The organism is Psychrobacter sp. CX10, assembly GCF_057621575.2.
In genome coordinates, this window is the sequence record NZ_CM177736.1 from 167,306 (window position 1) to 182,980 (window position 15,675).

A 15,675-nucleotide genomic window follows, 5' to 3' on the forward strand; every position below is an offset into this window, starting at 1 on the left:
TTTAACTTTCTATTTCTGTTTTTCTTCCCTTTACTCCCTTTTTTCTATCGCATCTAAACCTAGCCTCATCCACTGCATTGCCAGCGTATTACGATCGCTTATCATATTCCAAAGCCCATCTTCACTTAAAATAGAGTGGGCAGTACCTGAGTATTCAAGCGCTTTATCCTCTTCTCGATCTGTCATCCACTGCGGGCTTTGGTAATACGCTACTAACTCAGCATATAAGGCTTCCGCTTCCTGCCAACGCAGCTGAGCGTCTAATTGGTCATTGTAAAGCTCTCGCCAACGTTCAAATTTTTGTTGTAGTTGCTGCGGGGGTTGATCCGCATTATGGTCTCTATGATGATTTGCCATATTACTTACTCTGCATAAGTGGATAGATGTAATACAATACAATAGCGTTTTTCAAACCACACTATCAAGCCTAAATATTAGAATAAAGTATCAACATATAAAGATTTCAACCATTAATTTTTGTATGCAAACCTATCGCCGTAGTATTGTCCAAACTTATTTTAGAGATATTATATTTACTAAGTGAATGTCTGAAATCCTATACGAATTAGGGTAAAATACGACGACTTATATACTCGGTTAAGTCTTACAACCAGTCTCATAACTTGGCTAAAAACCTTGATCTAAAACGGGTATATTGTTTTTATTATTATAATTAATTATGTTTGTTTACCCTATCTATCTATTATTAATTAACATGCGAGTTTCATGCGTCTAAAGTCTTTAAAACTATCAGGATTTAAGTCCTTTGCTAACCCCACAACGTTCACTTTTCAACAAGGTATTACCGCCATTGTTGGACCCAATGGGTGTGGTAAATCGAATGTCATAGATGCTATTCGCTGGGTGCTAGGTGAGTCTTCTGCCAAGCAGCTAAGAGGGGGCGCCATGAGTGATGTCATCTTTGCAGGCACTGACACAAAAGCGGCGAAAAGTTTGGCAAGTGTGGAACTTACCTTTAAGCATACTCAAGATGAGCAGACTGGTATCCGCCATGAGTTGAATATTTATCACGAGCTGTCCGTACGTCGTCAGATAAATGCAGAAGGTAAATCAGATTATTATATCAATGGTACACGGTGTCGCCGGCGAGACGTGGTTGATGTATTTTTAGGAACAGGACTGGGTCCACGCAGCTATTCTGTTATCCAGCAAGGTATGATTGGACGTATTGTAGATTCGAGTCCAATGCAGCTGCGCGAGTTTATTGAAGAAGCTGCTGGCGTGTCGCGTTATCAAGCCCGCCGTGAAGAGACGCAAAAAAAGCTGGCAAAAGCTCAAGAGAATCTAGAACGCTTAAAAGATATTGAGTCCGAATTAACTCGACAAAAAAATAAGCTAGCTAAGCAAGCCCATAGCGCGACTCAGTTCCAAAAAGTTAAAGAAGATTTAAATGCCGTTAAAGAGCAGTTAGTTATCTATCAATTGTATCAAGCGAAAGCAGGTCAGCTAGAACATAAGAATGAACAACTAAAACTTGAAAAATCTATTAAAGAGTTGCAGCACAAAGAAGATACGCTTAAGACAAAATTAGACCAAACAAGTGAGCGTCTACATGAAGAACAATGGTTAAAAGATCAAGCACGTGACACCTTGCATGAACAAGAGATGCAGCGCCAACAAGTTGAGCATAAATTAACCAGCTTACAAACCACAATTGATCAATTGGTACATCGGCTACACGTTAATGCTGATAAACAAAAGCAAATGGCTCAGGATCTTGAAGAGGCACAACACGAAGAATCAATCCAACTGGCAAATATTGAGCAATTAACGCCACAACTTGACACCCTAAAGCAGCAACGAAAAAAACGCTTGGCACAAAATGGTCCATTACAAGCTGCATGGGAAGCCAATCGAGATGAGGTAGCCAAGATAGAAGCTCAAAAGCAGGCTTTGAATCAAAAAGCTGCCCTCGATAACCAGTCGTATGATCGACTACAGGTTGATCTGCAAAAGTGGCATCGATTAGACACCCAATGGGAACAAGAGGCATCGAAATGGGATGTCTCTTGTTCACCTCAACAACCATCTAAGCAGATATCTCGTCAGACACGTGAGCATATAGCCAATACGGATATTGTCGACACGAGCACTATTCGTACTCAAATAAAAAAACTGGATACAGACTTAGGTCAACTTGCCAGACAACAAGAGTCTATCGAAGACAGTTTAGAGATAGAAAAGCCCGAGCTCAAAACCCGTCAGGCTGATTTATCTAATAAACAACAAGAACTTGTGAACCTCGAAAAAAAGCATGCCAGTCTGATAGCTGAATATGAAACACTACATGCTATCGTTTATCCGAAGCCTAAAAAGACACCCATTGAAGTCGGCGAGCAAGCCGATAAAACACAACAAGATAATCAAGCAAAACAAGATGGTCAAGCGCAAAAGCTAAGTTCATTCGATGAGTTGAATCCTCAATATAAAGACGATGCGAATGCACTATTAGACAACTCATTGGAACTAAACGCTCAACGTCCAGGTATTGATAAATTATTAAAAAATTTGACGCCTTTACACGAGCAGATTAAGCTCACAACAAAAGGTGAGTCTTACGCGGGCATTTTAGACAAATGGCTTGCCCTGTGGATGGACGCTCGCATAGTGGATAGTGAAAGTCTTGATGAAAATAGCAATGGCAATATTATTACGAATATTAATACCAATACCAACGTTAATGCTAATACTAACGTCAACGTCAACGCCAACGCCAACGCCAGTGCCAGTGCCAACGCCAATACCAATATAATTAACGCGTTGGTTGCTAGACTGCTAAGTAGTCGGAATCTTATAGAAGGTCAAATTAAGGAACAAAACATAGCAGCCAAACTGAGTGATGAGAGTGATCAGGCCAATAAACACACTGAAGATGAGATAAAAAGTGTGTTTTATTCTAAAGATCAGAGCATTATTAAATCTGAGAAGCGCACGCGTTTTGATCACTTTATACCCTTGTCTGAGCTAATTACAGCACCGAAACTAGCGGTGTGGGCGCGTATTTATCTATATGCCGTGCCCAATGCAAATCAGCAAAATCATGACCTATACGAAAATCAAGATATTAAGAATGCGCTGTCTGTCTTATCTGAACAGGCGATGGTCATTACGACATCAGGGTGGTTGATAACTGCTGTCGGCGCCATCCATTTAAACAAACTGACTTCTGACACTTCAAATCAGCAGTTCTTGAGTGTCAAAATTCAACAATCACAGCGTCTGGGTGAGCTGGAAGAGGACTTGAATGATATAGAGCACAAAATTGAAACGCTACAAAAAAAGATCAAACAAGACAGTACTTTGATTGAACAAGCTTCGGTAAGTGTCGAAGAGCTTACTGCTAAGCTTTCAGACTTAACCCAGCAGCGCCACAATAACCAACAACGCCGAGTTGAATTGATTGCAAAACAAGAGCGACATCTAAATGAGCAAAACCGCTTAGATATGCAGCGTAAAGAGCTTGATTCTGAACGTCAACAATTAGATAAACAGTTGGCTGATCTGACTCATCAAGCCGCTACTAACAAAGAAGCATTGGCTTCCATAGAACCGACGTTAACCGCTGCAAAAAATAAGCAATGGGCGCTTGAACAAGAAAAAGCTGAGAATGACATCAAAGAGCGGGATGAAAATGATACGCTACGCCAGCTACAGTTAGAGTTAAGTCAGGCACAGCTCGGGCATAAGCACAGTCAACAGCAAATTAAACACGTATCAAATGATATTGATCGATTAAAAAAAGCACGTGTTAATCTTGAAGACGATCACGAAAAGCAAACTGCTAAGTTACCAGCCCTTGACGCTCAGCTAAAGCGTATTAGTGCAGATCATCATGAAATCAAAATTGCTTTAGATGAGCGCTTAGCCATTATATCCACGTTGCAAACCACGACTAATGAGCTGCAAAACAAGCGTGATACCCTCACTAATGACCTCAAAGCGCTACAAGAGAAACTAGCACATAGTGTCACTCAGATTGCTATCTTTGATGAACGTATTAGCGATACTAGCGAGCGCTTAAAAGCCTTAAATACTGATGTTAATCCATCTGTTTTATTAACCGACTTTATCGCACACAATCGGCGCATTCCAGAGGATAAAATCGAAACGCTTCAACAAGAAGCTGCTAAATTATCAAAGCAGATTGAAAAAATGGGACCTGTTAATCTTGCCGCAGTTATTGAACTTGAGGCGGTTAATGAACGCCTCTCCCCGCTAGAGCAGCAGATAGCTGATATCACTGCAAGTATGGACACACTGACAAATGCCATAAACTCCATTGATTCTAAAACTAAAGTATTGTTTTTAGAGACGCTCTCTTGTGTTAACCACGCTTTAAATGGATTGTTTGCTAAAGTATTCGATGGCGGTCAAGCAAGTTTAAGTTTGATTAAAGATGATGGACTCACTAAAGCGGAGCAGTGGCGCGCTGGTTTGGAATTAATGGCTCAGCCAAAAGGCAAGCGTAACAGCAGGCTGGCGGTATTATCTGGCGGCGAAAAAACATTAACGGCATTGAGCTTAATATTTGCTATATTTAAGCAGCATCCTGCCCCATTTTGTGTACTTGATGAAGTAGATGCGCCTTTAGATGATGCGAACGTTGCTCGATTTACCAATTTGATTACTGAACTTGCAAGCGATGTGCAGTTTATCTTCATTAGCCATAACAAACTATCTATGCAAATAGCAGATGAGCTTAAAGGTATTACAATGCCGCAGGCGGGCATTTCAACTTTGGTGAGTGTTAGCCTTGAAGATGCAGAGCAATATATTGAACCTGCTGTGTAATCAATCTATGCGTTTAATATAAGTAATTATGTTAAAAAGTTTAATAGTTGAATAGTTAAATAAATGTTAAATAAATTATATAATTAACTTATATATAAAGATAAACTTGAAGGGGTTAGTTGCTCCTTGTGATTTGCTATTAATAAAGTCGCATTAATATAGCACTCAATAAAGCACTTAATAAACAATTGATGGCTTAACCGAATAATGACGAGCACGGCTAAGCATGCTAGACTAATAACGTTTTTATTAATTTAATTTTTGGGACACGTAAGCCATGACCACTGTGCAATATATTCTAATTATCATCGCTATTGTTATTATGGTGGTAGGCCTGTACATGATAGTTCGTGGAATAATGAATCGTAAAAATAATAAAGCCCCGCAAGCTGCCATCCATCATAAAGATGGCATTCCTATTATTCCTCGTCATGAACGCAGCTTCGTTGATGACTCAGAAGAAGAGGATGCTGAGGATATCGTAATCACACCAGATCGAGAGTATCTTCAGCCGCAGATTGATGACACGCCGTCTGCCTCAGATACTGCTAATCATGAATTAACTGCTGATGATCATATTCAAGGTTACGAAATTAAAGACTCGGATCCAAACGCAGTTAGACATAATGATGCCAGTTTTAGCGAAAATGACACTACTGATTATAACGCTAATAATGATGCTGAATCTTTGGATAGGGTTAATACAGGCTATAGTGATCCTACCGATAATATGAGCGGTACAGATACAAATAATGACAACGTACAACCTACAGATCAAACAGCGACACCGATAAGCCAAACTAAGTCAACGCCAGCTTCTTTATCAAGTATGAATCAAGAACCACATGATAATGAAGATGATCTATTTTCAAGCCTAGCGTCTGCCACGGAAAGCCTTATGCCCGTTATAGAGACAGCTCAAGAGCCTGATTTTGAAAATAATAGTCCGGTTCTAGATGGTCATTTGCTAGCAGAGGCTGACCATGATCAAAATAGTCCACTTAATTATGCGCAAGAAAATATTAACATCACATTAGTGCCAAAAAATCAGCATGAAATGATACAAGGTAAAACCGTTTTAAAGCTGGTGTCTCAGTATGCACTCAAATACGGCGCGATGAATATGTTCCATCGTTATGAGCATAAAGATGGAACCGGTATATTATGGTTTAGTATGATGGGCGTTTCTGAAACAGGTGAGATTACACCATTTGATCTAAATGTATTACCCAATACTCGCTTTAAAGGGCTTGTATTGTTCTTATCGTTACCTCATCCCAAAGCTATGCAAGGCTTTGATAGCATGATGAGTGTGGTAAACCTGATATCTAACGATTTAAATACGTTAGTGCTTGATGAAAGTAATGAGATTCTAACGCGTGAGCGCAGACAGCGATTACGTGCACAAGTTCAAGACTATCAGGCCGCTCACAACGATTATTAATTGTTGTTATACTGGGCATCTTAAATGCTCATAAGTCTGATATTTTATAAATCTTCCTTAAAAAAAGAGCAAACTCATTGAGTCTGCTCTTTTTTTATATCTATCATTAACCTATCTTTATTATTAACTTATTTATATTAATAATCTCATTTTCAACTGTTTGCGTAGGCTGTGGCTTTAGCCCAGCATATTTGGTTAAAATATACATTTTGATGGGCTAAAAGCACCAGCCTACATTTGATTGTAATAAGTTGAGAGTGGGGTATTAATAACATAGCAATAAGCTTATTTAAGCATTGTTAAGTTTCATGCACCCTAATCATTTAACTGAATTTGTTAACCAAGTTAAGCGGTAAGACTTTCATGGCTTTTCCAACGAACAACCAAGGCAGGGCAGGTACACAAGCTTCCTCTACACCTGACTCAATTGCAGCAACCAGTGCTTGACTGCCAGTTTTCTCATCAACCTCGAAAGGTAGCTTTGGCGCACCTTCATTGATTTCTGTACGGATATAACCTGGATATATGGTGGTGACGTTAATGGGTAGATTATCCATAAGCATCTCTGCACGAATACCTTCTGCCAAATGTGCGAGTGCTGCTTTACTGGCAGCATAAACCGTCAAATGCTTTGGCATTCCGCGCATGGCTGACATGCTAGATATGACCACAAGATGACCGTGATTTTGCTCACGAAAAATCTCCATGCCAGCTTCACATTGAGCCAAGGCAGATATAAAGTCTATTTCAGCGGTGCGCCGATTGATATGAAAGCGACCTGTACCGACACGACGTCCTTCTCCCACACCTGCATTGACGACCACCCGATCAATAGTGCTAAATTGAGATTGAAAGGCTTTAAATACGTCAAATACCGAATCGTAATCACAGACATCAAGTGATTTGACTTCAATATGTACCTCTGGGTTTTGTTCTAATATTTCGGATTTTAGCGCATCTAAACGCTCTAACCTGCGTGAACATAAGGCTAAGTTATATCCAAGTTTAGCAAAGCCTCTTGCCATACCTGCTCCAATACCTGAGCTTGCGCCGGTAATTAGAACGGTTTTACCTTTGCCTACTTTTTTATCAACTAAATCGCTCATTTTGTTATTCGATAACAACAACGACTTAGTTTCGTGGGCTTTGTTACCTATACTGCTTTTTAAGTGTTTTTGCAATGTGCTAATAATTGAGTTTTTCACAAATATCCTTATTGTATGAAAATTGAATGAAAGTTGCATTAAAATAGTTGAACGTAAATATCGGTTTATTAATGCCACGTGAGGTAGCGTTCGCCATCTTTAAATAAATGACTGTGTTCGTTTAGCGACAGCAGGCGCGGCTTATCCTCTTTAAGCACGATGGAGGTGACGCCCGTGTTGATTAGGGTTCGATTAATCTGATACGCCGTTTTACTACTTTGATGTAATAAACCTGAGGCTAAAGCAGCAATAACACCCCCTGAGGTAAATATTAAGACAGTTTCAACCTCTTTTGATTTGGTAAATTCGATGACTTCATTAAGTGCATTTTGTACCCGCTGATTAAACTGTGACCAACTTTCAATGTAATCGTCATCATACTCGCCTGAATGCCAACGTAACATCGCCTCATTAAATAATTCACCCAAACGCAGTTTAGGTGTAGGAGCATTGGCAATGGCTGTCATAATGCCCTTTTCGCTGGCAAAACTTGGATCATACTTAACAAAAACATCTTTATGATTAAACTCATTTAAATGTTCAATGGGCGTAGATTGGGTCAACGGATGCTCAAGGTTCAAGCCATTATTGTAAGCCTCTAAAAAATGAACAGCAGAGTCTCGTTGACGGGCTAGTGTGCCGCTCAGTACCGCATCTATTTTACGCGTAGATGCTGCGTAATGAGCGCCCAGTAGAGATGCCTGCTTTATACCTAGACTTGATAATTTATCGTAATTACTTTGTCCAAATGACGCTTGACCGTGTCTGGCAAACAAAAGAGTAGTCATAATATCCTATGATGTTTATTTATCTTACTATGTATTTATTTATCTTTATGCGACTCTCAACTCACTAAAGAAATTGGTAGGCTAGGCGTGAAGACTAGCAACTTTAATCATTCTGAAAGGATGCTGGACTAAAGCCTAAGTCTACGTCAAGAGTTGAGAGCGACGTTTTTATCTGTTATCTGACATCCATCCTACCTAGTCGAGAGTCTTAATTATTCACACAACTAGACATCTGTCGATAACTGCTATTTAAACCATTTAGATGATAATGCTTTTTCAGTGACAGTTGAAACTGATGAGGGAAGTCGATTGCTATTTACTAAACGCGTCGCTTCATGTTTGGTGATCAGCTTTAATGCCCGCATATTTAACGCATGCACAATAATCCAAAAATCTTTGAATATCTTATTATCTGTTTGTTTATGATAATAACGATAATAGATTTGCTGCGCGATACCTGCCAAACGGAACAGACCGAAGACCTCATAAAACGCCCAATTATCTGTAGTCAAACCCGTCTTGTCTAGATAGTACTCGACTACTTCTTCACGGGTCATCATGCCGTCTAGGTGTGTTGGCTGTCGACGCGATTGACGCATAATAAAGTTATCATCCTTTTGAACCCAGTAGGCGAGGGCGCTGCCCAAATCCATCAGCGGATCACCTAGTGTTGCCATTTCCCAATCAAGTACCCCAATCACTGAAGTCGGATTTTCAGGATCTAACACAACGTTATCAAAACGCCAGTCATTATGGATGACACAGGTGCGGCTGTCTTTGGGTAAGTTACGCTTTAGCCATTGGCGGACAATAAAGAAGCTAGGAACATTTGGTGTTTTGGCCTTGGTATAACGACGCTCCCAGCCTTTAACTTGACGCTCGCAGTAGCCATAACCTTTGCCAATAGCATTTAATTCTGGATTGTTATTATAATCGATCTCATGTAGCTCAATAAGCGCATCGATAACATTGGTACACAAGGTGTGAACTTCTGAGCTATCAAGCGAGAGCTCTTTGGGTAAGTTAGCGCGCGGGATAATGCCAACCAGACGTTCCATGACATAAAAGTCGCAACCAATAACAGATTCGTCAGTACAGAGCGCTATCATTTCAGGCACGTACGTGTAATCATTTTTTAAAGCATGCTGTATTTTATATTCACGCACCATGTCATGTGCAGATTTGGCCTTAGTGCCAGAAGGAGGGCGTCTTAAGATAAGATCTCTATTTTCGTAATGAAGACAGTAAGTCCAGTTGGACGCTCCGCCAGAGAACTGTGTAACATCGGGCATACCTTGAACGTCTACGCCTTCTTTTTGCAGCCAGTCAGTGACGGCTTTAGCATCTAATGCTTCAGTTTCTCTTACGCTCGTGGGCTTATCAATTATTGAACTTTTAGAATGAGAATGGTTGGAGGTAGATTTGATGCTCATAACGTCCCTTTTAAGTAGCAAATAAGTAGCAAAAATTTTAAGGTAACTGCGAGGTATCATAAGCCAGTCGAGCCATTGAGATACTTGAAGCATCTTTGTCGAACTTTTCTGACCTAGCGACCTTAATGATTTAAATACACAGTTAGATGATTGCTATTAACCACGACTAAAACGTTAGTGACAACAATCACAACTACAAGTAAGCGTTGTCATAAACGTAATGGTTAAAGCAATCGGATTATGTAATTATTGATTACTTTGAATTATGATTAATTATTGTGAGTTATCATCTAAAATTATTATTTATCATTAGATTTAGAGCGGCTAAAGCCATGACGCTTAAGCTCAAGCTTAGCAATCATGCCTTTATGGACTTCGTCCGGACCATCTGCCAATCGTAAACTACGCGCCTGAGCATAGAATGCAGGCAGCATAGTATCCTGACATACGCCCATACCACCATGAATTTGCATCGACATGTCCACAACTTCTTGTAGCACATTAGGTGCTACCACCTTAATTGCTGAAATCTCGGTCAAAGCTTCCATAACTCCATCAGTATCCATTTTATGGGCTGCATGTAGAGTGAGCAGACGCGCCTGATCAATTTTGATGCGTGCTTCAGCAATGCGTTCCATATTGCCACCAAGCATCAATAGTTTTTTACCAAAGGCTCGGCGTTCCATACCACGATGAACTGCAAGCTCTAAAGCTCTTTCAGCAGCGCCAATGCAGCGCATGCAGTGATGAATACGACCAGGCCCTAAACGCCCTTGAGCAATCATAAAGCCCATACCAGGTCCACCAATAAAGTTGCTTACCGGTACACGGACATCCTTAAATTCAACTTCACCATGACCATGCGGGGCATCATAATCACCAAATACTTGTAGCATACGTTTAATCTCAACGCCTTTAGTATCAATAGGTACTAATACCATAGAATGCTGTTGATGACGGCCAACGTTCTCATTGGGGGTATGAGCCATAAAGATAATAAAATCAACATCGGGATCGCCAAGACCTGATGACCACCATTTACGGCCATTAAGAATAATGTCATCGCCTTCAACAATGGCAGTAGCTTCCATATTAGTCGCATCACTTGATGCCACATTAGGTTCTGTCATACAGAATACTGATCGGGTTTTTCCATCTAACAGTGGCTGCAAATAACGCTCTTTTTGCTCCTTATTTCCAAAGCGCCACAATAGCTCCATATTGCCACTATCAGGTGCATTACAATTAAAGATATTAGGGGCGACCAGACTACGACCGGTTAACTCTGCAATGGGGGCGTAGTCGGTAACAGAAAGACCCGCACCAAGCTCATCATCAGGAAGAAATAAATTCCATAGGCCAGCGTCTTTTGCTTTTTTACGTAAGGTATAATACTCCTCAGGCCATTTCCAAGTAGTCCAATCGCTATGATTATTATCTTTATGGCTGGCTTTAATGAGGTCTGATTCGAGAGGGGTGATTTGAGTTTCGATAAAGTCTTTTACGCGATTATAGAAATCTTGTCCACGCGGGCTTAGATCGTACATCATAAATTCCTTTTTATGGATTGGGGTTTTTAATTAAGATCAATGATTATGGCTATTTGGTATCGATATAAATAATAATAATTATGAAAAAATACTTATAGCATAATTAGATTTAATAAATGTGTTTGGAGCTATATTTTGGCGCGATATATAATGACAATATAGTTATAGGTTAGGTCGATTGTATACTCACAACGTAATAAATAGATTATAAATTGCAAAACCTTGAGTTTAATCAACAGGATTAAACCTTTATTTAAGTCTATCACTAAATTAAATTATGTATATATACAACCATTGACCACTGAGTAATTCTGTTTATATTCATGTATTTAGAATAAGTCTCTTAAATAACTTATCTAAAATAACTTAGCGAAAATGAGTAAGTTCTGTAAAGGGTGATGTGGATTGCTCTATGTAAGACGATAATTAATAAAACGATAGGTTTAAATAAAATCTCAGTTAATTTATGAGTTTATACCATAACCTTTGTGACAGATAAATCCTCAATACTTGTGTATATATCAACAGACACTAGTATGATAGAGGCTATAAAATTTGTAACATTTGCTAAGACACAATAAGCTGACTTTAGATTAAAATGATGACAAAAGCTATGACTAAAATGAATACAAAAACTATGCCAAAAACTTCTAGTAAGAAGATCTCTAATAAAAAGCCAACTGAAAAAAAGTTATCCAATAAAGAAGCAAACTTACCAAAAGATAATGAGCTAGAATCTATCGTAGATGAAATGCGAACCCTTATCGCTCAAGTACGTTATCATAATAATGCCTACTATGTTATGGATGCACCAACCATAACGGATAATGAGTATGATCAACTGCGTCTGCGTCTCATCGAACTTGAAGAACGCTATCCTGAGCTCACTCAATCAGATAGTCCTACTGCAAACGTAGGTGATGATCCATTACAATCTTTTTCACAAGTTGAACATGACATTCCGATGTTGTCATTAGGGAATGTCTTTAGCTATGACGATTTGGCAGAATTCATGCGCCGTATTAATGATCGTCTGAGTGAGTCTGACAAAAACCCAACCTATGAGATGGAGCTAAAGCTTGATGGGCTTGCGGTATCACTTAAGTATCATCAGGGTGAATTTGTACGGGGTGTGACGCGTGGAGATGGGCAAACGGGTGAGGACATTACCCAAAATGTAAAAACCATTAGTAACATACCCATGCTATTAAAGGCGGCTAAAGACATTGACGTCCTTGAAGTACGCGGAGAGGTGTTGATGCCCAAAGCGGGATTTAAACGTTTAAATCGTCTTGCTGAAGAAGCGGGAAGCAAAACATTTGCTAATCCGCGCAATGCCGCAGCGGGCAGCTTAAGACAGCTTGATCCCAGTGTTGCGGCAAGTCGTCCATTAGCTTTTTATGCTTATTCAGTGAATCAAGGCCTGCCAGAGCATATTACTACGCAATCGCAAGCGCTGGCGTGGCTAAAACAGATTGGGTTTACGGTCAGTGCAGTTAAGGTGGTTAATAGTATAGACGAGGCGCAATCTTATTATGAATCAGTTATCGAAACTCGATCTGATCTGCCGTTTGAAATAGACGGCACAGTGATAAAGGTTGATGATTTGGCGCTACAAAGCCAGTTAGGCTACCTGTCACGAGAGCCGCGCTGGGCAACTGCGTACAAGTTTCCTGCCGAAACTGTGATGACGACACTTAATAATATTGAATGGCAAGTAGGGCGTACTGGTCAAATTACACCCGTGGGTAAGCTTGAGCCCGTTCAAGTAGGCGGGGTGACGGTAAGTAATGTGACGCTGCATAATTTTGGCGAAATTCAGCGGTTAGATGTACGAGCCGGAGACACTGTCAGTGTTCATCGGGCGGGCGATGTCATTCCTAAAGTTACTCGCGTGTGGCACGATCTTAGGCCTGATAATACTCAGCCTGTTACGCTTCCTAAGCATTGTCCAGTATGTGATTCACCCGTTGTATTGCCAGAGGGTGAGGCATTGGCACGGTGTTCTGGAGGACTGTTTTGTCCAGCTCAGCAGCAAGAAGCTTTAATTCATTTTGTCTCGCGTAAAGCCATGGATATTGATGGGTTAGGAGAGCGCTGGTTAATTAGCTTCTTTGAGCACGACATTGTAAAAACGGTAGCCGATATTTATCATTTGCATGAGCATCAAGACGAGCTAATTAACTTTGAAAAATTAGGTGAAAAATCTGTTAACAATCTGCTCAGTGCGATTGAAGACAGTAAAGAGACCACACTGCCTCGGTTTATTTATGCGCTAGGCATCCGCGGAGTGGGGGAGACAACGGCGCAAAACTTAGCACAATACTATGGTGATTTACCCGCGTTAATGGACGCCAGTATTGAAGCACTAGAAGCGGTGCCAGATGTGGGTCATATCACTGCAGAATTGATTCACGAATTTTTTCGTGCGCAGCATAATGTTGAGGTTATTAAAGCCCTACAAAAAGCTGGCGTTCACTGGAATCCTGTTGAGAAAGTGAATGCTGATAATTTACCCCTAGATGGTGAGACGTGGGTGATAACAGGCACGTTAGTAGCCAGCGGTATGTCTCGTGATGATGCTAAGGCTAAGCTACAAGCGATGGGTGCAAAAGTATCTGGCAGTGTGTCTTCCAAAACATCTGCATTACTGGCTGGCGAGAAAGCTGGATCTAAATTAACCAAAGCTGAGAAGCTTGGCGTTCGTGTGGTCGATGAGTCAGAGTTTTTAGCGATGATTGATGAATAATACCTTTATCTTAAAATAGCCTTTCATTGTCAAACTCGCTGAACTTATTACTTGTAGCGTTTGCACTCGCTTTTCTGAATATGTTTATTGTAAGATAGGGTATAAACAAACGAGTCGGACGTACTAATAGTGAGTAGCCAAGGTTAAAAGACAGCTAATGCTGTCTTTTTTTGGTTTATGGCGTGCTGTTATTTTCTAATCAGTCAATAGACAGCATTTCAACTAATAGTCAAAGGATCAGCTAATATTAAATATCTCAACTAATTATCAGTATAACTTAATAACGTATTAACTTAATTCTATTAAATCAATAGATTAATAATATACGAGGCAGTGAACTAAAAAATATTTCAAACATTTTGGTGTAATAATTTGTAAATGAATTTAAGCGATGCTAATATATGGCTACAAATTATTAAGATATTCCACCGTCTATCTGAGCGAGTCTATTAGGGTATATAGCTATGTCAAATCATAAGACAAATCATGACTCTAACGCTTTCTCAAAACTCAAAAAATTTACGTTCAAACGTAATGATGCTTCTAATAATTCCTCTTCTATCATGCCTGCGACTCATTCATCCGCTACTAATAGTAATACCACTCTTATCATCGTTGATGTGGATAAGACCGAATCTATTAGCGTCAATACCCGTTTGCTCAGATCGTTTAAGCCAATTGTCATTGCTTTATTTAGCACCCTGATAACCTTTTTGATTTTGATCGTTATACTCATTGTATTAAATATCAGTAAAAGCATTCAGGTCGAGCGCGCAAAGAAAGCCGAAGCCGAAGCGTATCAAGCTTCACTAGCGCTACGTAATGAGGTTGAGAAACTACAGACCCAATCATCTAAAGAAGTTCAAGAAAAACTTGGTACCTTAGAAGCAACAGGTAAGACCGTTGATAAATTACAAGACTATTTGGAAGAGCGCGGCGTAAAGTTACCTAATGAAGCTTTGGATAACTACCAAGAACAACCTGACCAAGATATTAAAGAACAAACCGCTAAGCGCGTAAATGAACAAACGACTGAAAATAGTGATCTTAGAAATCATCAAGGTGGTCCTGTTAATGATGATATCAGCCATATTGAAGGATATGGTCAAAGAATTGAAGTATTAAATGAAATAGCCCGCCAAGTACCTCTTGGATTGCCACATACGGGTGCTTTATCCTCAAGATTTGGCAAACGCTCAAACCCATTTACAGGACGATCTTCTGAATTTCATCATGGATTGGATTTCAAAGGTTCAACCGGACAGCCGATTAATACCACGGCCGACGGGGTTGTAATTACTGCAGGCAGGTTAGGCGGTTATGGTTTGGCTGTAAAGGTAAAACATGGTTACAACTATATTACGTTATATGGTCATCTATCTGAGGTGGATGTAAAAGTGGGTCAGAAAGTAAAAGCGGGCGACATCATTGGTAAGCTTGGCTCTACAGGACGCTCTACAGGGCCTCATTTACATTATGAAGTACGCAAGGGTAATGAATTTTTTGATCCAGAGGGATTTATCAGCCTTAATTCTGCGATATAGCTTATACCATATAAATCTGATCCCATAAAAAAAGCCATATACCATTCCTTTAAATTTAGTTCGTTCTACTAAACCTGTTAGAGTTAGTCGATTAAAGTTAGTCCGTTCAAACAAGTTAATAAATATATAGTCTACAACCAGTTACTTAAT

At 39.8% G+C, this 15,675-nt stretch carries 9 protein-coding genes; 4 read left to right on the forward strand and 5 right to left on the reverse strand.

All coding sequences use genetic code 11. The features are described from left to right. Positions 1 to 30: 30 nt before the first annotated feature. Positions 31 to 357 (reverse strand): DUF4298 domain-containing protein, encoded by a 327-nt coding sequence (locus AC21OH_RS00765; protein ID WP_486534612.1) that lies wholly within the window; start codon positions 355 to 357, stop codon positions 31 to 33. A 369-nt stretch (positions 358 to 726) separates the two neighbouring features. Here AC21OH_RS00765 and AC21OH_RS00770 point away from each other — a divergent pair, with 369 nt between their 5' ends. After that, complete coding sequence (locus tag AC21OH_RS00770) at positions 727 to 4,812, forward strand: AAA family ATPase (protein ID WP_487369680.1); 4,086 nt, start codon at positions 727 to 729, stop codon at positions 4,810 to 4,812. A 277-nt stretch (positions 4,813 to 5,089) separates the two neighbouring features. Beyond that, positions 5,090 to 6,256, forward strand: a complete 1,167-nt coding sequence (locus AC21OH_RS00775) for a cell division protein ZipA C-terminal FtsZ-binding domain-containing protein (protein ID WP_487369682.1) — start codon at positions 5,090 to 5,092, stop codon at positions 6,254 to 6,256. A 323-nt stretch (positions 6,257 to 6,579) separates the two neighbouring features. Here the strand turns inward: AC21OH_RS00775 and AC21OH_RS00780 are convergent, their stop codons facing one another. The 4 genes from AC21OH_RS00780 to AC21OH_RS00795 all read right to left on the reverse strand — a co-directional run bounded on the left by AC21OH_RS00780 (position 6,580) and on the right by AC21OH_RS00795 (position 11,229). Next, on the reverse strand, positions 6,580 to 7,362 hold the full coding sequence (locus AC21OH_RS00780) for an SDR family oxidoreductase (RefSeq protein ID WP_486534815.1): 783 nt from the start codon (positions 7,360 to 7,362) through the stop codon (positions 6,580 to 6,582). A gap of 167 nt (positions 7,363 to 7,529) precedes the next feature. Then, positions 7,530 to 8,249 (reverse strand): histidine phosphatase family protein, encoded by a 720-nt coding sequence (locus AC21OH_RS00785; RefSeq protein ID WP_486534606.1) that lies wholly within the window; start codon positions 8,247 to 8,249, stop codon positions 7,530 to 7,532. Positions 8,250 to 8,494: 245 nt separating this feature from the next. Next, on the reverse strand, positions 8,495 to 9,682 hold the full coding sequence (locus AC21OH_RS00790; protein WP_487369685.1) for a phosphotransferase family protein: 1,188 nt from the start codon (positions 9,680 to 9,682) through the stop codon (positions 8,495 to 8,497). 299 nt (positions 9,683 to 9,981) lie between these two features. After that, complete coding sequence (locus AC21OH_RS00795) at positions 9,982 to 11,229, reverse strand: acyl-CoA dehydrogenase family protein (protein WP_487369769.1); 1,248 nt, start codon at positions 11,227 to 11,229, stop codon at positions 9,982 to 9,984. Positions 11,230 to 11,983: 754 nt separating this feature from the next. On the opposite strand from AC21OH_RS00795, the gene ligA reads away from it, so the two are divergent. Both ligA and AC21OH_RS00805 read left to right on the forward strand, forming a co-directional pair. Then, a complete protein-coding gene (gene ligA, locus AC21OH_RS00800) occupies positions 11,984 to 13,981 on the forward strand; it encodes an NAD-dependent DNA ligase LigA (protein WP_491140387.1) in 1,998 nt (665 codons plus the stop codon). A 464-nt stretch (positions 13,982 to 14,445) separates the two neighbouring features. After that, the gene (locus AC21OH_RS00805) at positions 14,446 to 15,525 is read left to right on the forward strand and encodes a M23 family metallopeptidase (RefSeq protein WP_487369687.1); all 1,080 of its coding nucleotides are present in this window, start codon (positions 14,446 to 14,448) and stop codon (positions 15,523 to 15,525) included. Positions 15,526 to 15,675 lie beyond the last annotated feature (150 nt).